Origin of the sequence: Rathayibacter sp. AY1B6 (assembly GCF_002932755.1) — a bacterium.
Taxonomy (GTDB): Bacteria; Actinomycetota; Actinomycetes; order Actinomycetales; family Microbacteriaceae; genus Rathayibacter.
Window position 1 is genome coordinate 26,282 of record NZ_PSWL01000013.1, and the last position, 21,900, is coordinate 48,181.

A 21,900-nucleotide genomic window follows, 5' to 3' on the forward strand; every position below is an offset into this window, starting at 1 on the left:
GAAGGAACACCCCGGGAGGGCGCCCAGTGGGCGCCCTCCCCCACTACGAAGGAAGGGAGGCGGCGTGACCTCGAACATCCTCGAGATGCGCGGCATCACCAAGACGTTCCCGGGCGTGAAGGCGCTCCAGGACGTCACGCTCAACGCACAGCGCGGCGAAGTCCACGCGATCTGCGGGGAGAACGGCGCCGGCAAGTCGACGCTGATGAAGGTCCTGTCGGGCGTCTATCCGCACGGCACCTACGAGGGCGACATCGTCTTCGAGGACGAGGTGATGCAGTTCTCCAGCATCCGCGACTCGGAGGCCAAGGGCATCGTCATCATCCACCAGGAGCTGGCCCTCAGCCCCTACCTCTCCATCGCGGAGAACATCTTCCTCGGCAACGAGGTGCGCGGCTTCGGCGGCCTGATCGACTGGAACAAGACCAACCAGGAGGCGGCGGCGCTGCTGGCCCGCGTGGGTCTGCGCGAGAACCCGACCACCAAGATCATGGAGATCGGAGTCGGCAAGCAGCAGCTCGTCGAGATCGCGAAGGCGCTCTCCAAGCGGGTCAAGCTGCTCATCCTCGACGAGCCCACCGCAGCCCTGAACGACGAGGACTCGGACCACCTGCTCGACCTGATCCTGCACCTCAAGGAGCAGGGCATCACGTCGATCATCATCAGCCACAAGCTGAACGAGATCAAGAAGATCGCGGACACCGTCACGGTCATCCGCGACGGCAAGACCATCGAGACGATCGCGCACGACGACGTCACCGAGGACCGCATCATCAAGGACATGGTCGGCCGCGACCTGGACCACCGCTACCCGGACCACACGCCGCACATCGGCGAGGAGATCCTGCGCGTGGTCGACTGGACGGCCCACCACCCCCAGGATCCGACGCGCGTCATGGTGGACAAGGTCAACCTGTCGGTGCACCGCGGCGAGATCGTCGGCATCGCCGGACTCATGGGCGCCGGGCGCACCGAGTTCGCGATGAGCCTCTTCGGCCGCTCCTACGGCAGCCGCATCTCGGGCCAGGTCTTCAAGGCCGGCAAGGAGATCAAGATCCGCAACGTCTCGGAGGCGATCGCCCACGGGCTCGCCTACGCGACCGAGGACCGCAAGCACTACGGCCTCAACCTCATCGACGACATCAAGCGGAACATCTCGCTCGCGTCCCTCGACAAGGTCGCCCGCGGCGGACTCGTCGACGACAACCGCGAGTTCGAGGTCGCCAACGAGTACCGCGGCAGCATGAACATCAAGTCGCCGACCGTGCTCGCCAAGACCGGGAAGCTCTCCGGCGGCAACCAGCAGAAGGTCGTCCTGTCGAAGTGGATCTACTCCGACCCGGACGTCCTCATCCTCGACGAGCCCACCCGCGGCATCGACGTGGGTGCGAAGTACGAGATCTACACCATCATCAACCGGCTCGCGGCGCAGGGTAAGGGGATCATCGTCATCTCCTCCGAGCTGCCGGAGCTGCTCGGCATCTGCGACCGCGTCTACGCGCTGTCGGAGGGCCGGATCACGGGCGAGCTGCCCATCGCCGAGGCGACGCCCGAGGCGGTCCTCACCCTCATGACCCAGGAGAAGCAACGATGACCGATCTGCAGAACGAACCGTCCACCGCGGCCGGTGCGCAGGTGAAGCCCACCGAGAACGCCTTCACGAAGCGCCTCAGCCATGTGCTGGGCGACCTCGGCAAGAACGGCATCTTCATCGCCCTCATCGTGGTGGTGCTGCTGTTCGAGGTGATGACCGGCGGCATCCTCCTCCGCCCCCAGAACATCTCGAACCTGATCGTCCAGAACGGCTACATCCTGATCCTCGCCATCGGCATGGTGATGGTCATCGTGGCCGGGCACATCGACCTCTCGGTCGGCTCGGTCGCGGCGTTCGTCGGAGCGATCTCGGGCGTCTTCGCGGTCAACATGGGCCTCCCGTGGTGGCTGTCGATCGTCCTCTCCCTCCTCATCGGCGCACTCGTCGGAGCGTGGCAGGGCTTCTGGATCGCGTACGTCGGGATCCCGGCGTTCATCGTGACCCTGGCGGGCATGCTGATCTTCCGCGGCCTGGCGCTCGTCGTCCTCGGCAACGCGAACATCGGCTCCTTCCCGACCGAGTACCGCGCGCTGGGCAACGGCTTCCTCACCGACCTGTTCGGCGAGACCGACCTCGACCCGCTGTCGCTCGTCATCGGCGCGCTCGCGATCGTCGCCTTCGCCGTGCAGTCCGTGCGCACCCGCCGCGGCCGCCAGAAGTACGCGCAGAGCGTCGAGCCGGGCGCCTGGTTCGTCACCAAGCTCGTCCTCGTCTCCGTCGTGATCGCGGCCTTCTCCTTCGCGCTGGCCACCTTCAAGGGCATCCCGGTCACCCTGATCGTGCTCGCCGTGCTCGTCCTGATCTACGGCGTGGTCATGAACCGCTCCGTCTTCGGCCGTCACGTCTACGCGATCGGCGGCAACCTGCACGCCGCGGAGCTGTCCGGCATCAAGACCCGCAACGTCACCTTCTGGCTGTTCGTCAACATGGGCGTCCTCGCGGCGCTGGCCGGCCTCGTCTTCACCGCGCGACTCAACCTCGCCGGCCCGAAGGCGGGCGACGGCTTCGAGCTCGAGGCCATCTCGGCCGCCTTCATCGGCGGCGCGGCGGTCCAGGGCGGCGTCGGCACCATCGGCGGCGCGATCATCGGTGGCCTCATCATCGGCGTCCTGAACAACGGCATGTCGATCATGGGCATCGGCATCGAGTGGCAGCAGGCGGTCAAGGGCCTCGTGCTCCTTCTCGCGGTCGCCTTCGACGTCTACAACAAGCGCCGCTCGGGCGGACGCTAGGCCCTGCGGTCGTGCCCGACTGGTCGCGGTTCCTGCCGCTGAGCACCGGGCCCTCGGTCGACGAGACGGGCGTCAGCAACGACTGGCGCCCCCTCGTCGCCGAGAGGCTCGACCGCCTCGCCGTCCTGGCCGCCTCCCCCTCCACCACGGAGGGCGAGGCGGCCAGTGCCGTCTCCCGGGACGCCCTGCTCGGAGAACTCGTCGTGCGGCTCTCGAGCAGCACCGGCCAGCGCCTCGCGACGCGGATGGGCGCCCGCGAGGCCTCCTCCCCTCCCCCTCCCGCCGAGATCGCCTCGGCCCTGGCCGCTCTCGCCTCCGCTCGCCGCGCCGGCGCGGGTCCCCGCTCGGTCGCCGAGCTGGTCGAGGTCGTCCGCGTCGAGCTCGCGCTCTCCCCCGACCCGCTCGCCCTCTCCTCCCGCATCACCGGCGGCGTGGCCCTGGACCGCCTGCAGCGCGCGCCGCTCGCGATCCGCGCCGCCGTCCGCGGCCGCACCCTCGCTCCGACCGACGCGGAGTGGGAGCTCGGCTCCGGCCCCGCCCTGCGCGTGCCGGCCGACGCGATCCTCCGCTTCCTGCTCGGCCTCGGGCCCTTCCCCGCCGACCCGGGCGCCTAGGCCGCGCCGCCTCCTGCCCCCGGGCGGAGGCGGCGCCGCCGCGGTCGTAGCATCGGAGGATGTTGCGCTCACTGCCGAGAAGCACCCCGTCCGCCCGCTCCGTCGACGCCGAGGGAGTGCTGGCCTTCGTCGAGGCGGTCGAGGCCGCACCCGGCGTCGAGCTGCACGGGCTGATGATCGTGCAGGGCGGCGACGTGGTCGCCGAGGGCTGGTGGGCGCCGTACTCGGCCGAGCGGCTGCACCTCTTCTACTCGCTGAGCAAGAGCTTCACCTCGACCGCCGTCGGCCTCGCGGTCGCCGAGGGCCTGGTCGACCTGGACGCCACCGTCCTCTCCTACTTCCCCGAGCTCGACGCCGAGGTGACGGATCCGCGCTCGCGTGCGATCCGCGTCCGTCACGTCCTCGCGATGGCCAGCGGCCACTCCGCCGAGACGATCGACCGCGCCGAGGCGCTGGACCCGGTCGACCTGGTGCGCGGCTTCCTCCTCCTCCCGCCGGAGCAGGAGCCGGGCAGCGTCTTCGCCTACAACCAGCCGTGCACCTTCGCCGCCGCCGCGATCGTGCAGCGTGTGAGCGGGCAGTCGCTGACCGACTACCTCCGCCCGCGCCTGCTGGATCCGCTCGGCATCGGCGACGTCGCCTGGCAGCGCGACGACTCCGGGCGCGAGCTCGGCTACAGCGGCCTGCACGCCACCACCGAGGCGGCCGCCGCGCTCGGACTGCTGTACCTGCAGGAGGGGCGCTGGGGCGACCGGCGGATCCTGTCGCCGGAGTGGGTCGCCGAGGCGACCCGCGCGCACGTCCCGACCCACGAGGACGGCGGACCCGACTGGCAGCAGGGCTACGGCTTCCAGTTCTGGCGGTCGCTGCACGGCTACCGCGCGGACGGCGCGTACGGGCAGTTCAGCCTCATCGTGCCGGAGCACGAGCTCGTGATCGCGCTGACGGGCCAGACCTCGGACACGCAGACGCTGCTCGCGCTCGCCTGGGAGCACCTGCTCCCCGCGGTCGGCCGCGGATCCTCCGCAGAAGCCGACGCCCGGCTGGCCGACCGGCTGTCGGGTCTCGCCCTGCCCCCGCTCGAGGGCGCCTCCCCCGCGACCGGGAGCTGCACGCCGGCCGGATCGTGGCCCGACGCCGTCGAGGTGACGCCCGACGAGGGCGGCCGGACGCTCACGCTGACCGAGGGCGACGAGCGCTTCGCGGTGACGCCCGGCGCGGGAGCCTGGACCGTCGACGGGCCGTTCGCGGCGAGCGCCGGACCCTCGGGCGACGGCGTCCTGGTCGACATCGTGTTCCTCGAGACCCCGCACCGACTGCACGTCGAGCTCGCCCCCGACCGCACCGCGACGGCCCGCTGGGAGACCGAGCCGCTGCACGGCGGCCCGCTGGCCGGGCTGCGCGCCCCGCGCTGACGGCAGGACCCGCGCCGCTCATCCGTCACGAACGGCCGTCCGCCCCTCGGCGACGGGCCGTGAGTGACGGATCGGAAGGGCCGCACTCGTCCGGGCTGACCGCGCACGTGAGGCGGTGGTCACCGGGGGACGACTGAAGCCGCTCCTTCCCGTCGATCCGGCCGAGGGCGGCCCCGTAGTGGCGGAACGCGTCCCGCGCGGCGCCCCAGCTCCGTGGATCGACGCCGAGCGCGGTGCGGAGGTAGGCAGTGCTCAGCCGCTGCACCGCGGCGACTCGCTCGGGGTCCGCGTCGGTCGTCTCCGCCACCGAGTCCCCGACGATTCCGCCGAGCGAGTGCTCCGCGCCGTGGAGGGTCAGCAGGTCGGAGGCGCCGGGCCCTCGTCACCGGGGAGCTGCGGGCGGACTAGCCGCGGACGGCCCTCGTGGTCCGTGCGACCGCGTCCTCGACCGCCGCCCGCCGGCCCGCCTCGTCCTCGCGCTCGGACTCGTGGACGAAGACCGCCCCGCCGCGACGGGCGCCGCAGTAGTCGATGATCCCGTGCTGGATCTGCGTGAGCAGCGCCTGCTCGTAGCCGTGCCGTTCGTACGTGCCGGCGGAGTCGCCCGCCACGAGGACCAGGTGGACGGTGAGCCCGCCGAGCCTCCGCCGCGTGCCGTGGACGGGGGCGATGTCGAAGGCCCAGCCGGCGATGAACACCCGGTCGATCCAGCCCTTCAGCAGCGCGGGCATCGACCACCAGTAGACCGGGAAGACGAGCACGAGGTGGTCGACGCCGTCGAGCCGTCGCTGCTCGCGCAGGACGTCGTCGGGGACCGGGCCGACACCGCGGTAGCGGTCCCGGTCGGCCGCGCCGAACCGCGGATCGAAGCCCTCGGCGTCGAGGTCGGCCGCCGCCACACCGTCGGGGCCGAGCTCCTCCGACAGCCGCCGGGCGAGGGCGGCGGTGAGGGAGTCGCGGTCGGGGTGTGCGGTGACGAGGAGGGTGCTCACCGCTCCAGTGAACCGCACCCGCCCTGCGGCACCCCTGGCAGGATGACCCGGTGACTCCGCACCGCTCCCCCCGCCGCCCCGACGTCGTCTCCGTCGAGCTCGTCGGAGGACCGGAGCCGCTCGAGCTCGCCCTGCACGAGTACGACCCCGAGTGGTCCGCCCTGTTCGAGGAGCACCGGCGGCGCATCCTCGACGCGGTCCCGGGCGTGCGGGTCGAGCACATCGGCTCGACCTCCGTCCCGGGCCTGCCGGCGAAGCCGATCGTCGACGTGCTGGTCGTCGTGCCCGACATCACGGCGGAGGAGGACCACGTCGCACCGCTGCTGGCGGCCGGTTACGTCCTCCGCGTCCGTGAGCCCGGGCACCGGCTCGTCCGCACCCCCGAACGGGACGCCCACGTGCACGTCTACGAGGAGGGGCATCCCGCGATCGACGCGTACCTGCTCCTGCGCGACCGGCTCCGCGCCGATCCGGCCGACCGCGAGCTCTACCGCAGCACGAAGGCGTCTCTCCTCCTCCGGCGCTGGGAGGACGGGAACGACTACGCCGAGGCGAAGTCCGCCGTGATCGCGGCCGTCCTCGAGCGCGCGAGATCCTCACGTCGCTGAGATCGATATCCGGAAGAACTGCATAGCGCTCGCATGCTTCCGAGAGCACGGGTTAGCGTCGGGAAGAGATCGATCTCCGGCCGCGGACCGCCGCGGCGACTCCCCGATGAAGAGGACTCCCGTGAGAAGAAGAATCCTGACCGCCGTCTCCGCCGCGGCCGCCGTCGCCCTGCGTGGCAGTACATCCAGACGATGATGTCGGCGGAGGGTCAGGAGGACCACTTCGCCACCTCCGGCACGTTCCCCGCCGCCACCGCCGCCCTCCAGAGCGACAGCGTCCGCGCCTACACCGATCCGTTCTTCGGCGACTCGGCGATCGGCGAGGTCATCGCGACCTCGGTCGAGGACTTCCCCTCGTTCGTCGACGGCCCCGATACCGGAGCGATCGGCGCCGCGCTCTCGGGCGCACTGGTCGAGCTGGAGGCGGGCAACGTCTCCTCCGCGGACGCCTTCTCGAGCGGGCTCGACAGTGCTCGCCAGGCGGTCGGCGGCTAGGCCGCACCGCACGACCCACCGCCCTCGAGCCCTCCGGCTCGGGGGCGGTCGTCGTCTCCGGGTCCGGCTCATTCGACTAGATGGCAATTCCACTCTAATTGTATTACAGTTTGAAGGAGACGATCCGCCACTGAGAGGATCGCGACCCGGAGGAGCTCCTGTCGAAGCACCTGCTCACCCTCGCCCTCGCCGCCGCGCTCGCCGTCGGCACCCCGCGGCGGGAACCTCGGCCTCCGCGCCGGCCGCCGACTCCGCGCCCCTCCTCCGTCGTCACGCACCCCGGCACGACCGCCCCGACGGGCACTGCGCCGGGCATCCGCCGACCGCTGATCCGAGACGCCCGCCTACGCTGGTGCCATGAACGGCAGCGACGAGAAGGCGAGTACCCCGCGCCCCTACGACTCCCGCAAGCGCCGGGAGAGGGGCGAGGCGGACCGAGCCAGGACTCGAGGACGCATCCTCGACGCGGCCGCAGCCCTCTTCTCGGAGCACGGCTACGCCGCGACGACGATCACGCAGATCGCGCGCACGGCCGGGGTCTCGGTGCAGACCATCTACCTCGCCGTCGGAGCCAAGGCCGACGTCCTGCGGGCCCTGACCGCCGCGAGGACGACGGGCGGGGACTCGGAGGCGGCCGTGACCGACCAGGCATGGGTCGCCGAGATCGCCGCGGAGACCGACCCCGAGCGGCAGCTGCGGCGGCTCGCACGCGAGTCCGTGGCCCTGGCGCACCGGGCGGCGCCGCTCTGGAGCATCATGGCGGGCGCAGCGCAGGACGATCCCGCACTCGCGGAGGACCTCACCCGGCAGAGCTCCGGCCGCCTCGCCGACCAGCAGGCCTTCGCGCGACTGCTGCACGGACCCCTCCGCGACGGCATGAGCACCGAGCGGGCCGGCGACGTGCTCTACGCCCTCGCGAGCCCTCAGCTCTGGAACATCCTGGCCCTCGAGCGCGGCTGGTCGGCGGAGGAGCTCGAGCAGTTCCTCGGCGACGCCCTCACCCGCCTCCTCCTCCCCCCGAGCGATCCCGACCCGACCCCCTGACGCGAGGAGCCGACGTGGCCACCGTCCTGCTGTGCAGCACCCCCCTCTACGGACACGCCGGACCGCTCCTGGCCATCGGGCGGCATCTGGCCGACGCCGGACACCGGGTGATCGCCCTCACCGGCTCCGGCTTCGCGGACGCGGCGCGGTCCGCCGGCCTCGAGTCCGTGCCGCTGCCGGGACGCGCCGACTTCGACGAGCGCGACGAAGCGGGGCTCCTGCCCGACCTGCACCGCTACCGCGGGCTCGCCCTCTCCCGCTACCAGGTGGAGCAGACCTTCGTCGCGACGATCCCCGATCAGTACCGCGGGGTGCGGGCGATCCTCGATCGCGAGCCCGTCGACGTGATCGTCGTCGACTCCTTCTTCGCCGGCGTGCTCCCGCTCCTCGAGGGCGAGCGCTCCGCGCGACCTCCGATCGTGGGCATCGGGATCGGCCCGCTCGTGCAGGTCAGCCGCGACGTCGCTCCGTTCAACACGGCGCTGCCGCCCTCCTCCACACCCCTCGGACGCCTGCGCAACACGGCTCTGAACCTGGTCGTCGCCCGGGTCCTCTTCGCCAGAACCCAGCGGCTCGCCGCCGCGATGGTCGCCGAGGCCTCGGGCGGGACTCTGCGCACCTTCGTCCTCGACCTCACCGCAGCCTTCGACCGATTCGTGCAGCTGGGGCCGGCGGAGTTCGAGTACCCGCGGTCGGATCTCAGCGCGGACGTCGTCTTCGCCGGTCCCGTCCCGCCGGCTCCGTCCGCCGCCGCCCTCCCCTCCTGGTGGAGCGACCTCGACGGCTCCCGCCCGGTCGTGCACGTCACGCAGGGCACCCTGGACAACCACGACTTCGGCAAGCTCGTCCGGCCGACGCTCGACGCGCTCGCGGAGGAGGACGTGCTCGTCGTCGTCAGCACCGGCCGCGCCCCGGTCGCCGGGCTCGGGCCGCTCCCTGCGAACGCGCGGGCGGCGGAGTTCCTCCCCTACGACCGGCTGCTGCCGCTCACGGCGGCCGTGGTCACCAACGGCGGCTTCGGCGGCACCCTCCTGGCCCTCCGCCACGGTGTGCCCCTCATCGTGGCGGGCGCTGCGGAGGACAAGCCCGAGGTCGCGGCGCGCGTGGCCTACGTCGGCGCCGGCATCGACCTCCGCACCGGTCGTCCGAGCGCCGAGGCGCTGCGAGCGGCGGTGGCCCGGGTGCTGGGCGAACCGTCCTACCGCTCGCGCGCTCAGGCGATGGCGGCGGCGATCGCCCGCTACTCCCCCCTGGACGTCGTCGACGGAGTCCTGGCCGAGCTCCTCGAGGGCTGTTGACCTCAGGCCTGTAGGTCACTTCCTACGGCTAGTAGGATGACCTCGTGCCCCGCCGCTCCCTCACCTCCTCCGCCGTGATCGCCCGTGCCGCCGCGATCGCCGATGCCGACGGCCTCACGGCCGTGACCCTGGCCGCGGTCGCCCGCTCACTGGACGTGCAGACGCCGAGCCTCTACACGCACGTCCGCGATCTCGCAGCCCTCCGCGACGGCATCACCGTCCTCGCCCTCGGCGAGCTCTCCGACCGCATCGCCGCTGCGATCGCCGGGCGGTCGGCGCGGGAGGCGCTCGACGGGTTCGCCACCGCTCACCGCTCCTTCGCCCGCGAGAGGCCGGGCCTCTGGGAGTCGCTGCAGCGCACTGCGGGCCCGGACGCGGTCGCCGCCCCGGCCGCCCGTCGCGTCGTGCAGCTCACCGACGCGGTCCTCCTCGGCTACGCGATCCCCGCCGAGGACCGGGTGCACGCCGTCCGGGTCCTGGGCGCCGCGCTGAACGGCTTCCTCACCCTCGAGCGCCTGGGGAGCTTCGCCCACAGCAGCCCGCCCGCCGCGCAGTCGTGGGGCGAGCTCCTCGACTCCCTGCACTTCCTCCTCAGCCACTGGACCCGCCGGAAGGACTCCCCCGCATGATCAGCACCCCCCTCACCGAGCGGTTCGTCCACGGCGCGATCGAGCTGGAAGCCGTGCCGCGAGGGGTCCGGCCGCACCGACTCCCCCGCCGGGCCCGCGAGCGCGACGCCGACGCGCAGCTCCTTCTGATGGAGGCGCAGCCCTCGGGCGTCCGGATCTCCTTCCTCACCCGGGCCCGGCGGGTCGAGCTCGACGTGCACGCCACGCGCGTCGCCTACCGCGGGCTGCCCCGGCCTCGCGGCGCGATCGACGCACTGGTCGACGGCACGGTGGCCGCCTCGCAGGAGCTGACCGGAGGCGACGCGATCGAGCTCGACCTCGCGACCGGCGGCCGGGACCTGATCCCCGGTCTCCTCGACACCGTCGCGCTGGAGCTCCCCGACGGGCCCTCCCTCGTGGAGCTGCTGCTCCCGCACAACGAGGCGGTCGACCTCGTCGCTCTGCGCTCGGACGCACCGCTCGATCCGGCGCCGCTCACCGGCCCGGTCTGGCTGCACCACGGCAGCTCGATCAGTCAGGGCTCGAACGCGGCGCGGCCGTCCGGGATCTGGCCGGCCGTCGCCGCCCGGGCGAGCGGCGCCCGCCTGGTGAACCTCGGCTTCGGCGGGAGCGCCCTCGCCGACCCCTTCACCGCGCGCCTGATGCGGGACACCCCGGCCGACCTGATCAGCGTCGCACTCGGCATCAACCTCGTGAACCTCGACGGCATGCGCCGCCGCACCCTCGGGCCCGCGGTGCCCGGCTTCCTCGACACGATCCGCGAGGGCCACCCCGCCACGCCGCTCCTCCTGATCACTCCTGTGTTCTGCGGGATCCACGAGGACACCCCCGGACCGGGTACCGTCGACCCCGCCTCCTTCGCGACGGGGGCGTCGCGCTTCACCGCGACGGGAGAGCCCGGCGACACCGCGACCGGACGGCTCACCCTGCGGGTGGTCCGCGAGGTGCTGGCCGAGGTCGTCGCGGCGCGCTCCGACGACCCGCTGCTGCGACTGCTCGACGGACTCGCGCTCTACGGAGCCGAGGACGCCGAGCGCCTTCCGCTCCCGGACGGTCTCCACCCGGACGCGGAGACGCACGAGCTGATCGGCCGCCGGTTCGCGGAGCTCGTCTTCGGGCAGGGCGGGGCGTTCGCAGCGCAGGGCTGAGCGGCCGCGGACCCGGCGGCGGCGAGGTCGAGGCCGATCGACGGAGCGCTGCGGCGGCAGCACGGGGATGTTGACGTCGACACAGGCGCGTGGAAGCCTGATGTTTGCGTGAACATACGCGAAGTCCCCGGTGCAAAGGAGCACAGCATGACGTCTCGACCACGAACGGCCGCCGCAGCGGTGGCCGCGCTGCTCGTCGCAGCACTCCTGGGAACAGGAGCGCAGTCGGCCTCGGCCGCCGTGGCGACGGATCCGAACGACGGAGTGCCCCGCACCTCGACGCCCGTGACCTACACCGACTACCCGGCGGTCCAGGACCCGGGCAGCACCGCGGCCGGCTACTTCCAGCCCTCCTGGTACGACACCGACGGCCGCCACATCCAGGCGCACGGCGGCCAGATCGTCACCGTCGAGGAGGGCGGGCAGCAGGTCCAGTACTGGTACGGCGAGGACCGCACGAAGGGCTACTGGAACAGCCCCGGAGTCGCGGTCTACCGCTCCACCGACGGCCACAACTGGGAGAACGAGGGCACCGCGCTCCGCAGTGTCTCGGCTCCGGCCGACCTCGAGGCCCCCTACTTCGACGCGCTCTACGACACCGTCGACGACTCCGGAGCCCCTCGCGCCGACCGCATCGCGGAGCTCGACCACCACCTCGACACGACGCAGGCCTCGCCGAACACCGCCATCTTCGAGCGCCCCAAGGTCCTCTTCAACGAGAAGACCGGCAAGTGGGTCATGTGGTGGCACTCCGACGGCCGCACCACCCCGGGCGGCAGCACCTACGCGCGCTCGATGGCGGGAGTCGCCGTCTCGGACAGCCCGACCGGGCCCTTCACGCTCCAGGGCGTCTACCGCCTCTACAACCGCACGGACTACAAGGCCTGCACCACTTCCGCCGTGCCTGGGCAGGCGCGGGACATGACCGTCTTCCAGGACGAGGACGGCACCGCGTACATCTCCTACTCCTCCGAGGAGAACTACTCGCTCTACGTGGCGAAGCTCGACGCCGACTACACCAACGTCGAGCGGACCACCACGACCGACACCCTCGACGCGGACCAGTACTCGGCGGACGGGACGTACCCCTACGTCTTCGCCGACGGTGCGGCCGGAGCACCGGTGCGCGGCACCGACTTCCAGATCGTCAAGGAGTGCGGACACCTCGAGGCGCCCGCGATCTTCGCCAACGGCGGCAAGTACTACACGATCGCCTCCGGGGCGACCGGCTGGGCGCCGAACCCGCAGACCTACTACACCGCCGACTCGATCCTCGGCGCGTGGACCCGCGGAGTCGAGAAGGGCGACGCGAACGAGAACGTCGCCTACAACGCGATCCCGGAGGGCGGCGACGGCCTGCTCTCGATCGGCGACTCCCGCAAGACGACCTTCGGCTCGCAGTCGACGAACGTCCTCACCCTCGCTCCTGGCAAGTACGTCTACATGGGCGACCGCTGGAACGAGGGGAAGTCGGACTCGACGTACGTCTGGCTCCCGATGACGGTCGGCGAGAACGGCCGCCTCGAGATGCGGAACCCGGCTCAGGAGGACCCGGCGCGCTGGGGATCCGGCTGGGACCTCTCCTACTGGGACGACAAGGGGGTCGGCGAGGGCGTCTGGTCGGTCGTGGACGCTCGACTGCCGAAGCAGGTCCGCCGCGGTGCCGACATCGCCGCCGCGCTCCCCTCGACGGTCTCGGTCTCGAGCAACGGCTCGACCCGCGACGTCGCCGTGACCTGGGCCGCCCCCGGCCCCGCCGAGCTCGGCACGGTGCAGGTGACGGGCACGCTCGCCGCCGACGCCGGATTCTCCTCCGGCCGCCGCTTCACCCGCACGATCGAGGTGGCCGAGCCGGGCATCGCGAACCTCGCTCCCGGAGCGTCCGTCGCGGTCTCGAGCCGCACGGACCTCGCCGGCGACCTGATCGACGGCGACGTGGCGGGCAAGGGCTGGGACGACTGGTCCTCGGCCGGCTACCCGCGCGACAGCCGCCTCTCCTTCTCCTGGGGCTCGGCGCAGAACCTCGACTCGGTGACGGTCACCACCTACAAGGACGGTGCGACCGCCACCTGGCCCTCGCGGATCGAGGTCGAGTACCAGGTGAACGGCGCGTGGACGACCTCCTCGGTCGCCACCACCCTCAGCCAGGTCGGGACCGGATCCGCGCCGACGGCGATCCTCGACCTGTCCTCCCTGCCCGACACCACCGGCCTCCGCCTCCACCTCACCAGCGCGGCGAACACGTGGCAGTCGATCTCGGAGGTGCAGATCTGGGGCACCGCGCCGCCGACGAACGTCTGCCGCGTCCCCGGAGCCGCGGTCTCGGCGTCGTTCAGCCAGACGAAGTACGCGACCCTTCCCGCGAAGAACGCCTGCGACGGCAACGTGAGCACCCCCTGGTCGACCTGGACCGACGGCACCTTCGCCGGCAGCGCCGAGTTCACGCTGACGATCACCGAGGCGCACCGCGTCGCCGGGCTCACCTTCACCAACGCCGAGGGCGCCCTGGCGTCGGTGAGCGTCGCCTACCGCGCCCAGGACGGCACGTGGAAGCCGACCACCGCGCAGAACATCGCTCCGGCGGCGAACGGCTCGCTGACCACGATCCCGTTCGCGGCGGTCTCGGCCACCGGCCTGAAGCTGACCTTCTCCACGCCGGGCTCGTTCCTCAAGATCGGCGAGATCGTCGTCCCCGAGGCGGCCGCGCCGGCGCTGACGGCGCCGGTGACCGTGACGTCCCGCTGCGTCGCCGGGAAGGCGGTGCTGACCGTCCTCGCGAAGAACGGCGGCACCGCTCCGATCGACGTCGTGATGACCTCGGCCTACGGCTCGAAGACGGTCACCGCGGTGGCTGCGGGCGCGAGCGGATCGGCCGCGTTCACCACCCGCCTGGCGAGCATGCCGGGCAGCCAGGTGACGGTGACCGCCACGGCGGGCTCCGAGACCCTCACGCAGACGGTGGCCTACCCGGCCCGCGTCTGCTGAGCACGCGGCGACCGGTCGACCGGTCGTGACGGAGGAGGGAGTGCCCGCGGGCGCTCCCTCCTCTGCGTCTGCGGCGCATCATCCGGCGCGCAGGGCGAGTGCGGGCTCGATGCGCGCGGCCCGGAGGGCGGGGGCGACGGCCGAGACCGCGCCCGCTCCGATCCCCGCCACGACTCCCGCCGCGGCGCTGAGCAGGTCGAGCACCGGCGCCCAGCCCTGCGCGGCGCTGAGCACGGCGGTCGCGAGGACCCCCAGAGCCAGGCCCGAGACGGCGCCCGCGGCTCCGATCACCGTCCCCTCGGCGAGGAAGAGCGCCCTGATGTCGGACCGTGTCGCTCCGACGGCCCGCCGCAGCGCGATCTCGCGGGTGCGCGCTGAGACGGCGAGGAACATCGAGGTCGCACTCGTCAGGCAGACCAGCACGAGCAGGAGCAGCGACACGAGGAGGAGGTTCGCGGCGAGGTCGCTGCTCACGCCGCGGCTGAGCAGCCGCAGGTCGGCGACCGTCTGGACGACCGAGCGCTCGGGGTGGGCGGCGTCGACGGCGAGAGGGACGGACTCGGCGATCGCCGCGGGTCGGCCAGGTGCGGTGCGGGCGACCACCGAGGGCTCGGCCCGGTCCGGCACCTCCAGATCGGTCAGCGAGACGAGGATCGACTCCGAGAGCGCCGGATCGCGCTGCGAGGACTCGATGAAGCCGGCCACGACCACGGGTGATCCCGCGATCCGGACGGTGTCGCCCGTCCTGCCGACGGGGATCCCGAGGTCGGCCGCCGCTCCTGCGCCCAGCAGGGCGACGGGACTTCCGTCGGCCGCGTCGAGCCAGTCGGAGGAGGTCGAGGGACGGGTGGTGACGAGCTCGACGTCGAGGAGCGCCCGGTCGACGGCGATCACCGCGGCGTCGGTGGTGACGACGGAGGAGGCGACCCAGCGCTCCGGGTGCGCGACCGCCGCCGGAACGGTCAGGCGGGCGCTCGCCGCCTCGACTCCGCGGAGACCGCCGATGTCGGTGGCCGCCTCCCGCAGCTGAGGCAGGGTCGTCTCGGCCGGCAGACGCACCGTGATCTGGTCGAGGGCCGCGGCGTCCAGCCGTGCCGAGATCTGCTGCGCCGCGGTCGCGCTCATCCCGACCGAGGTCACCAGCCCGGCGACAGCGAGGACGAACGCGGCGAGGATCCCGAGGGTCCGGCCGGGCGAGAGCAGCAGCGACGACACCGCGTCGGCGAGGTGCGGTGCGCGTCGGCGGCGCGCCGCTGCCGACGGAGCCGCGTCGGCGGGATCCCCGCCGGAGGAGTCCTCCCCGGTCCCGGCCGCGCCCGAGTCGTCGACCACTCGTCCGTCCTCGAGGCGGAGCCGGCGCTGGGCGTGCGCCGCCACCTCCGGCGAGTGCGTGATGAGCACGATCGTCACGCCCGTGCGGTGCAGCGCGGACAGCACCCCCAGGACGGCGTCGGCGGTCGCGGAGTCGAGGTTCCCGGTCGGCTCGTCCGCCAGGATCACAGCCGGTCGGCCGACGACGGCGCGCGCGATCGCGACGCGCTGCCGCTCGCCTCCGGAGAGCGTGCCCGCGCGCTGATCCGCGAGCGGGAGGAGCTCGACACCCTCCAGCGCCTGCGCGACCGGTTCGCGCTGGTCCCCCGTCCGCTCGCCTCGCGTCCGGAGCGGGAGCGCCGTGTTCCGGGCGACCGTCTCCCGGGGCAGGACGAAGGAGTCCTGGAACACGAAGCCGAACGTCCGGGAGCGCAGAGCGTCGCGCTCCCGCTCCGGGAGCGACGCCACGTCGACGCCTGCGACGCGGTACTCCCCCTCGTCCGCCGAGTCGAGGAGCCCGAGGACGTTCAGCAGCGTCGACTTGCCGGCGCCGGAGCGTCCGACGATCGCCACGAACTCGCCTGCGCGGACATCGAGGTCGAGCCCTGTGAGCGCGCCCGCCGGTCCTCCACCGGCGTAGCGGCGAGCGACGCCGCGCAGCGACAGCAGCGGCGCGGTCACGGAGTCACCACGAGCGTGTCGCCCGCGGCGGGTCCCGTCGACTCGTCGAGCCTCGCCCAACCGTCGCCCACTCCGAGCACGGTCACCGGAACCTCCTCGCCCCTCGTGTACCGGGAGGACCGGCCGATCACGACGAACGGAGCGGTGGAGGCCTGGTGGACCGCCGTCAGGGGCACGGCGAGGACGGGGTCTCCGGCCGTCGCCGCGGCGACGACGACGGACGCCCTGTCGCCCAGATCGGCCCAGTCCGCGGGCAGGTCGAGGAACAGGTCGCGGCCGGCGGCGCTCCCCGCGGTACCGTCCGCGGCGACGAAGTCCCCCTGTCGCGCGACGGTCCCCGATCGCTCGGGCCGGCCGTCCGCGTGGAGCACGACCGGCGTCCCCGCCTGAAGCGCCTCGGCGTCGAGCACGGTCGCCCGGGCGACGATGCGCCGCGGGCTCGTCTGCAGGACCGCGAGCGGTTCCGCAGTGGTCGCGGTCGCTCCCACGGCGAGCGCCGAGAGCACGGAGACCGAGTCGGACTCCAGCTGCACGATCTGCGTCACGTCGACGAAAGGCCTCGTCAGCGCGGCGGGGGGCGCCGTGGCAGTGGGAGCCGGCTTCGCACGCGGATCCGACGATCCGCCCTCAGGTGACGCGACGCTCTCGGTCGGGAGCCGGTAGCCGCGCTCGCGCCACAGCTCGTCGGCGGCAGCGACGGTCGCCTCGGTCACGGCGCCGTCCACAGCGAAGTCCGCGTCGGAGAGCGTGCTGAGCGCCTCCTCGAACGCCTCCGCGTCCGCCCCCGAGTCGCCGACGTGCAGATCGCGGTACAGCGGAGCCGCGACCCGGAGGCCGAGGAGCGGTCGGCCTGCGACCGCCAGCAGCAGACCGCCGCTGGCGAGGGTTCCGCCCTGAGGGGTCCCCACCTCCGTCACGTAGTGCAGCACCGCGGGCGCGCTGACGCCCGCGAACGGGACGGTCCGGGTGTCACCCGGGTCGACGACGCCCTGCACCGTCCGCGGCGGCACGATGGAGCGCCGCTCCACCTCGACCTCGACCGGGGGCGGCGGCTGCTCGGCCGCGGTGTCGAGGTCGTCGGAGGATCGGAGCGAGGCTCCCACTCCCACCCCGACGGCTCCGACGAGGAGGACGGTCACGAGGAAGGCCGCGAGCGCTCGCGGCCGGGCGACGGCGGGCAGGCGCACCGATCCGTGATGGTCGGCCACGGCTCAGCGCCCGTGCCGCGCGATGACGGCGTCGGCGCGCTCCAGGACCGCGCGCTCCTTCTTCGCCACCTCGTCCAGCTCGGCGCGATGCCCGTCGATCAGCGCCGCCTGGTACTGCGCCTGCAGCGAGCTCAGCGTCTCGACGAGCCGGGTGTCTTCTTTGCACTGCACGTCCTGCACCGCCGTCCGGATCGCCGCCTCGGGGTCATCGGGCACCTGGGGCGACCAGGGCTGCTCGCTGTCGGTGCGGAGCTGCAGTCCGTGCGCGACCAGGCACTCGCCGCATCGGGCGCGCGCCTGGTCCCACCGGGGATCCGCCGATGCGAGGCGCCCGGCGTCGTTCGTGATCGCCTGCGGCAGCTGAGTGATCTCCATCCCCTCGTCGGCCGCGTAGTCGCGTCCCAGGCCGGGCAGGGTCTCGACCCGGTCCTCGCACGCGCTCATCGCGTCCTCCCACCCCGGATCGGCGGCGGCGGCCTCGAGGACCGCCGCACTCGCCGCCTCGACGGCCGCCGCGGGAGGCGTGTCGAAGCCGTACCCGGAACGGGCCGCGCGCTCGGGGCTCCAGATGCCGAAGGTCGTCTCCGTGACGACGGCGGACCGGGTGAGGTCGTACGCCGCCGACGGGTCCGTCCGGCCGCCCTCCCGCATGCAGTCGTCCCGCAGCAGGGCATTGGCCTGCACGATCCGGCCGAGGCCCTCCGCGTCGATGAAGTACGCGTCGATCGGATAGGTCATCAGCTCGTTCGTCCGATCGAGGACGGCGTGCACCTCCGAGTAGGCGCTGATGTCGAGACGCTCGTCGACGAGTGCCCCAGCGGGAGCGCACCCGGCCATCGGCAGCAGCACGGCGAGCGCCACGGGAGCAGCGCGGAGTCCCGTACGGCGGACGCGAGCCCGGGTGCCGGATCGCGGCTCGGCGGTCACGCCGCCGCTCCGTGCCGGGCGATGACGGCGTCGGCGCGCTCGAGGACCTCGCGCTCCTTCTCCGCCACCTCGTCCAGCTCGGTCCGGTGCCGGTCGATCAGAGCGGCCTCGTACTGCGACCGGAGCGAGGTCAGCTTCTCGATGAGGCGCGTGTCCACCTTGCACTGCACGTCGACGACGGCGGTCCGGATCGCGGCCTCCGGATCATCCGGGATCTCGGGCCCCGAGGCGTGCGGCTCCGCAGGATCGAACCGGAGTCCGTGCTCTTCCGAGCACCGGATCCATTCGGAGCGGGCCTCCTCCCATCGGGGGTCGGCCGAGGAGAGCATTCCTGCGTCGTGAAGGACGTCGTAGGCCGGCCCTGCGACCGCTCGGGCGGCGTCGCTCCCGGAAGAGCGTCCGAGATGGGGCAGGCGCTCGATCGACTCGTCGCAGGCATCCGTCGCCGCACCCCACCCCGGATCGGCGTCTCCTCGAGCGATGGACGCCTGGTTCGCCGCTTCCAACGGTGCATCCCCAGAGTCGTCGAAGCCGTACCCCAGCCTGGCCGCCCGCTCGGGGCTCCAGATGCCGAAGGACGTGTCGGGACGGGGTGGGAGCGCCGTCAGGTCGACCTCCGCGGGCGGGAAGGAACGGCCGCTCGCCCGGAGGCACTCCCCGAAGAGGAGATTGTTCGCCTGGTCGATCCGGTTCAGCGCCTTCTCGTCGAGGAAGTACGCGTCCATCGGCGTCCTGATCGACTCCGTCGCAGGGTCGAGGACCGCGTGGACGTCGGCGTAGGGGCCGAGGTCGAGATCGGGCGCCGGCGGAGGTCCACTCTGAGAAGCACACCCGGCGGTGAGGAATGCGCTCGCGCACGCGGCGATGATGGCCGCCCCGCGGAAGGACGGTCGGACGACGGCCATGGAACTCTTTTCAGGAGGCGTTGAGGATGTGTCGGATCTTACGCCCATACGGGGATGGCCGAGCCCGCTGGCGCGCTCCGCGGCGCTCCACCCGGAAGCGGGGGTGCAGAGTTCTTCGCGCTCCTGGTAGGAATCACAAGCGGGCGCATCGCAGAGCCCGCAGAACTGGACCGTCCGTGACCCGCACCACCCGCGCTCTCGCCGCGTTCGTCCCGACGACGACCCTCGTGCTCTCCGTGGTGTTCGCCTCCGCCGCACTCGCGCCCGAGGCGATGACCGCTCCGGAAGCGGCGTCGACCCCGACCGCGACCTCGCCCGCGGACGACACGGGGTCGACTGCGGACCCCTCCGTTCCCGGTGCGGGATCCGGCGCCTCCGACCGCCGCTCCTCGAGCCCCTCCTCCGCGGACCCCGTCGAGCCCGCGCAGCCGACGACAGGCTCCTCCCCCGCGGACCGGCCCACCGCAGACCGGCCCGCCGACTCCCCCTCCGCCACCGCGCCCGACGCCGCCGATCCGCTCACCGGCGAGGACCCGGCTCGCACCCCACCCCTGCTGCACGACCTCGACGGCGTGGACGTCGACGTCGACATCACCCCTCCCGCGCAGCCCGGCTCCCTCTCGCTCTCGGTCGCCGCCGACGCCGTCGACCTCGTCGAGGCCGGATCCACCGCCGTCCAGCGCCGATTCACCGGCGGGCTGCCCCAGGTCACCGTCACCGACTCGCGGAGCGGCTCCCCGACGGCCTGGTACGTCCTCGCCTCGGCGAGCGCCCTCACCAGTGCGAGCGCGTCGATCGGAGCAGACCACCTCGGCTGGACCCCGCGGGTCCTCACCGGCACCGGCGCCGCCGCCGGCGGGCCGGTCGCCTCGGCACTCGAGGGCGGCACGGGCCTGCGCGACGCGCTGCTGCTCGGAGCCGCCGGCGGAGCCGGCACCTGGAGCGCCGACGCCGAGCTGCGGCTGCTCGCCGAACCCGACGTGGAGTCGGGCTCCTACCACTCGACGATCACGCTGTCGCTGTTCGCCTAGGCGCCGGCCGGCGCATCGCCCGGGGACGACGCCCCGCGGTCACTCCTGAGCGACCGCGACCGCCACCACGAGCGCCGAGTGGACCGTGGGCTCCGAGACGGCGAAGTACCGGCTCGAGCCCTCGATCCACGCCTCCGTCGCGCCCTCCCGGGTGCGGAAGCGGATCGGCTCGTCGCTGGACGTCCCGCGCCCGTCGGCCTTCGCGACCGCCTGCGAGCGCAGATCGACGAGCACCTGCTCCGCCGTCGTCACCCCGGAGGCCACCCGATCGCGGACGCTGCGGGCGCGCACCGCGTCGATCCCGATGTCGCGGCCGGTCGCCAGCGCCGCGACGACTGCGCCGTCGCAGTGCGCGATGCTGATCCGCATCCGCTCCAGCGCCGGATGCTCGCCGCGGAGCGCCGGCCGGCCGTGCGGACCGGAGCAGCGCTCGCAGCGCGCGTCCACCGCGACCTCGAGCGGGTCGATCCCGAGCGTCTCGGCGGCCAGCTCGCGCACGAGTACCCGGCCCAGGAGGAAGCTGTCGCGGACCTCACGCCGCCCCGTCGCCTCGTACCGGAGGCGCTCGGCGAGGGTGAGCAGGCGCAGCATCCGGTGGCGGGCGGAGTCGAGGACCTCGGGCCGCGCCCAGCGCAGCTGCACGTCGTCGGTGGCGAGGAGGGGGAGTCCGGTCATGCCCCGGACGCTACGCACGCCAGGCGACATCGGCGTGACGGGAGGGTGGCCGGAGGGAGACGGGCCGCTGTTGACTGGGAGGCGTGCAGACCTTCCTCCCCTACCCCGACTTCCACCGCAGCGTCCGCGCCCTCGACAGCAAGCGGCTCGGCAAGCAGCGCGTCGAGACGCTGCAGGTCATGCGGGCGCTGACCGTCCCGGGGTACGGCTGGCAGAACCACCCCGTCACGCGGATGTGGCGGGGCTACCGGCCGGCGCTGATGACCTACCAGCGCGAGACCTGCGCGGAGTGGACGGAGCGCGGCTTCGCCGACACGTGCCTCGTGAAGACCGAGGAGGCCCTCGCCGCCGCCCCGGAGGATCTCGCCGCCTACCTGACCGGCGACTACCCGCTCCCGCCGTGGTTCGGCGACGAGCGGCTGCACCTCTCGCACCGCTCCAAGCTCGTGACCAAGGACGAGGACCACTACGGCCCGCTGTTCCCCGGCACGCCGCCGGGCCTCGACTACCTCTGGCCCGTCGGCGCCTGAGCTCAGGCCGCGGGTGGGCGCAGGAACGGGATCGCGATGCGCGGCCGGAACACCTCGCGCTGGTTCGCCTTCACCAGTCCGCAGATGATCAGCACGAAGTGCACCAGCCAGAGCACGGCGAACAGCGTGATCGGGATGCCGATCGGGTAGAAGTCCTTCGCGAGCGGGGTGTCGGAGGCGGCGAAGAGCAGCACGACGTGCGCACCGAGCGTCACGACTCCGATCAGGATCACGGTCAGCCCCCAGTTCGCCGCGTTCCGCGCGTTCTCCGCGGCGAGCCCGCCCTTCCTCCGGGCGGAAGGGTACACGGACGCCATGACGATGCCGCCCACGATCAGGCTGAGGAACGGGATCCCGATGAACGCGAGGAAGCCGAGAGCGTACGAGAGGGCGCCCGTGGGCGGTGCGGGGACGACCTGCGGGGGCGCGACCGGAGCGGCCTCCGAGGTCGTCGCTTCGGCCGGTCGGGGGTCGGAGGAGGGGCTCGCCATGCCGACAGCCTAGGGAACGCCGTCGCCCGGGTGGCGGTCAGGGTCTTTTCAGGCCTCTGGCCGGGCCTTCGTCTTCGGGGGCTCTCG

General features: G+C 72.8%; 20 protein-coding genes. 13 read left to right on the top strand and 7 right to left on the bottom strand.

From position 1 onward, the window contains the following. Positions 1 to 64: 64 nt before the first annotated feature. The 4 genes from mmsA to C5D08_RS08700 are packed head-to-tail and all read left to right on the top strand — an operon-like array spanning position 65 to position 4,855. Positions 65 to 1,594, top strand: coding sequence for a multiple monosaccharide ABC transporter ATP-binding protein (gene mmsA, locus C5D08_RS08685; protein WP_104256398.1), 1,530 nt, complete (start codon positions 65 to 67; stop codon positions 1,592 to 1,594). Beyond that, positions 1,591 to 2,826, top strand: a complete 1,236-nt coding sequence (mmsB, locus tag C5D08_RS08690) for a multiple monosaccharide ABC transporter permease (RefSeq protein WP_104224982.1) — start codon at positions 1,591 to 1,593, stop codon at positions 2,824 to 2,826. Before mmsA ends, mmsB begins: the two co-directional genes overlap by 4 nt. A gap of 11 nt (positions 2,827 to 2,837) precedes the next feature. Then, the gene (locus tag C5D08_RS08695; RefSeq protein WP_104276704.1) at positions 2,838 to 3,440 is read left to right on the top strand and encodes a hypothetical protein; all 603 of its coding nucleotides are present in this window, start codon (positions 2,838 to 2,840) and stop codon (positions 3,438 to 3,440) included. Between the two features lie 59 nt (positions 3,441 to 3,499). Beyond that, positions 3,500 to 4,855, top strand: a complete 1,356-nt coding sequence (locus C5D08_RS08700; protein ID WP_104276705.1) for a serine hydrolase — start codon at positions 3,500 to 3,502, stop codon at positions 4,853 to 4,855. Between the two features lie 404 nt (positions 4,856 to 5,259). On the opposite strand, the gene C5D08_RS08710 is transcribed toward C5D08_RS08700, so the two are convergent. Next, positions 5,260 to 5,847 carry an NAD(P)H-dependent oxidoreductase gene (locus C5D08_RS08710; RefSeq protein WP_104276706.1) on the bottom strand — a complete coding sequence of 196 codons (588 nt, stop codon included), beginning with the start codon at positions 5,845 to 5,847 and terminating at the stop codon, positions 5,260 to 5,262. A 50-nt stretch (positions 5,848 to 5,897) separates the two neighbouring features. Between C5D08_RS08710 and C5D08_RS08715 the strand changes: the two genes are divergently transcribed. From C5D08_RS08715 to C5D08_RS08745, 7 genes are all read left to right on the top strand, one after another. After that, positions 5,898 to 6,455: a GrpB family protein gene (locus C5D08_RS08715; protein WP_104276707.1), complete on the top strand. Its 558-nt coding sequence runs from the start codon at positions 5,898 to 5,900 to the stop codon at positions 6,453 to 6,455. Positions 6,456 to 6,647: 192 nt separating this feature from the next. Beyond that, entirely contained in the window at positions 6,648 to 6,950 is a 303-nt protein-coding gene (locus C5D08_RS08720; protein WP_146082536.1) for a hypothetical protein, read from the top strand. Positions 6,951 to 7,307: 357 nt separating this feature from the next. Continuing rightward, positions 7,308 to 7,994, top strand: a complete 687-nt coding sequence (locus C5D08_RS08725) for a TetR/AcrR family transcriptional regulator (RefSeq protein ID WP_104276709.1) — start codon at positions 7,308 to 7,310, stop codon at positions 7,992 to 7,994. A 14-nt stretch (positions 7,995 to 8,008) separates the two neighbouring features. Next, positions 8,009 to 9,292: a glycosyltransferase gene (locus tag C5D08_RS08730; protein ID WP_104276710.1), complete on the top strand. Its 1,284-nt coding sequence runs from the start codon at positions 8,009 to 8,011 to the stop codon at positions 9,290 to 9,292. Between the two features lie 44 nt (positions 9,293 to 9,336). After that, entirely contained in the window at positions 9,337 to 9,921 is a 585-nt protein-coding gene (locus C5D08_RS08735; protein WP_104276711.1) for a TetR-like C-terminal domain-containing protein, read from the top strand. Next, positions 9,918 to 11,069 carry a GDSL-type esterase/lipase family protein gene (locus C5D08_RS08740; RefSeq protein ID WP_104276712.1) on the top strand — a complete coding sequence of 384 codons (1,152 nt, stop codon included), beginning with the start codon at positions 9,918 to 9,920 and terminating at the stop codon, positions 11,067 to 11,069. The genes C5D08_RS08735 and C5D08_RS08740 overlap by 4 nt, the downstream gene beginning before the upstream one ends. A 147-nt stretch (positions 11,070 to 11,216) precedes the next feature. Next, complete coding sequence (locus C5D08_RS08745) at positions 11,217 to 14,054, top strand: discoidin domain-containing protein (protein ID WP_104276713.1); 2,838 nt, start codon at positions 11,217 to 11,219, stop codon at positions 14,052 to 14,054. 78 nt (positions 14,055 to 14,132) lie between these two features. Here the strand turns inward: C5D08_RS08745 and C5D08_RS08750 are convergent, their stop codons facing one another. From C5D08_RS08750 to C5D08_RS08765, 4 genes are read right to left on the bottom strand one after another with little or no spacing between them, the layout of a single operon-like run. Next, positions 14,133 to 16,046 (bottom strand): ATP-binding cassette domain-containing protein, encoded by a 1,914-nt coding sequence (locus C5D08_RS08750; protein WP_146086085.1) that lies wholly within the window; start codon positions 16,044 to 16,046, stop codon positions 14,133 to 14,135. Beyond that, a complete protein-coding gene (locus tag C5D08_RS08755) occupies positions 16,043 to 17,254 on the bottom strand; it encodes a hypothetical protein (protein WP_146086086.1) in 1,212 nt (403 codons plus the stop codon). The genes C5D08_RS08750 and C5D08_RS08755 overlap by 4 nt, the downstream gene beginning before the upstream one ends. Before the next feature lie 3 nt (positions 17,255 to 17,257). Beyond that, positions 17,258 to 18,181, bottom strand: coding sequence for a hypothetical protein (locus C5D08_RS08760; RefSeq protein WP_104276716.1), 924 nt, complete (start codon positions 18,179 to 18,181; stop codon positions 17,258 to 17,260). Beyond that, positions 18,178 to 19,086 carry a hypothetical protein gene (locus C5D08_RS08765; RefSeq protein ID WP_104276717.1) on the bottom strand — a complete coding sequence of 303 codons (909 nt, stop codon included), beginning with the start codon at positions 19,084 to 19,086 and terminating at the stop codon, positions 18,178 to 18,180. Before C5D08_RS08765 ends, C5D08_RS08760 begins: the two co-directional genes overlap by 4 nt. A gap of 176 nt (positions 19,087 to 19,262) precedes the next feature. Here C5D08_RS08765 and C5D08_RS08770 point away from each other — a divergent pair, with 176 nt between their 5' ends. Further along, entirely contained in the window at positions 19,263 to 20,117 is an 855-nt protein-coding gene (locus tag C5D08_RS08770; RefSeq protein WP_104276718.1) for a hypothetical protein, read from the top strand. Positions 20,118 to 20,156: 39 nt separating this feature from the next. Here C5D08_RS08770 and C5D08_RS08775 read toward each other — a convergent pair whose 3' ends face one another. Then, positions 20,157 to 20,792: a 4'-phosphopantetheinyl transferase superfamily protein gene (locus C5D08_RS08775; protein ID WP_104276719.1), complete on the bottom strand. Its 636-nt coding sequence runs from the start codon at positions 20,790 to 20,792 to the stop codon at positions 20,157 to 20,159. Between the two features lie 83 nt (positions 20,793 to 20,875). Here C5D08_RS08775 and C5D08_RS08780 point away from each other — a divergent pair, with 83 nt between their 5' ends. Then, positions 20,876 to 21,322 carry an MSMEG_6728 family protein gene (locus C5D08_RS08780; protein WP_104276720.1) on the top strand — a complete coding sequence of 149 codons (447 nt, stop codon included), beginning with the start codon at positions 20,876 to 20,878 and terminating at the stop codon, positions 21,320 to 21,322. A 2-nt stretch (positions 21,323 to 21,324) separates the two neighbouring features. Here C5D08_RS08780 and C5D08_RS08785 read toward each other — a convergent pair whose 3' ends face one another. Beyond that, complete coding sequence (locus tag C5D08_RS08785) at positions 21,325 to 21,813, bottom strand: DUF4870 domain-containing protein (protein WP_104276721.1); 489 nt, start codon at positions 21,811 to 21,813, stop codon at positions 21,325 to 21,327. Positions 21,814 to 21,900: the final 87 nt, after the last annotated feature.

What these genes read in the sequence shown, in the direction of transcription:
- mmsB (WP_104224982.1), top strand. Translation starts at nt 1,591, where the DNA reads ATGACCGATCTGCAGAACGAACCGTCCACCGCGGCCGGTGCGCAGGTG.
- C5D08_RS08700 (WP_104276705.1), top strand. Translation starts at nt 3,500, where the DNA reads ATGTTGCGCTCACTGCCGAGAAGCACCCCGTCCGCCCGCTCCGTCGAC.
- C5D08_RS08720 (WP_146082536.1), top strand. Translation starts at nt 6,648, where the DNA reads ATGATGTCGGCGGAGGGTCAGGAGGACCACTTCGCCACCTCCGGCACG.
- C5D08_RS08725 (WP_104276709.1), top strand. Translation starts at nt 7,308, where the DNA reads ATGAACGGCAGCGACGAGAAGGCGAGTACCCCGCGCCCCTACGACTCC.
- C5D08_RS08740 (WP_104276712.1), top strand. Translation starts at nt 9,918, where the DNA reads ATGATCAGCACCCCCCTCACCGAGCGGTTCGTCCACGGCGCGATCGAG.
- C5D08_RS08745 (WP_104276713.1), top strand. Translation starts at nt 11,217, where the DNA reads ATGACGTCTCGACCACGAACGGCCGCCGCAGCGGTGGCCGCGCTGCTC.
- C5D08_RS08765 (WP_104276717.1), bottom strand. Translation starts at nt 19,086, where the DNA reads ATGGCCGTCGTCCGACCGTCCTTCCGCGGGGCGGCCATCATCGCCGCG.
- C5D08_RS08775 (WP_104276719.1), bottom strand. Translation starts at nt 20,792, where the DNA reads ATGACCGGACTCCCCCTCCTCGCCACCGACGACGTGCAGCTGCGCTGG.
- C5D08_RS08785 (WP_104276721.1), bottom strand. Translation starts at nt 21,813, where the DNA reads ATGGCGAGCCCCTCCTCCGACCCCCGACCGGCCGAAGCGACGACCTCG.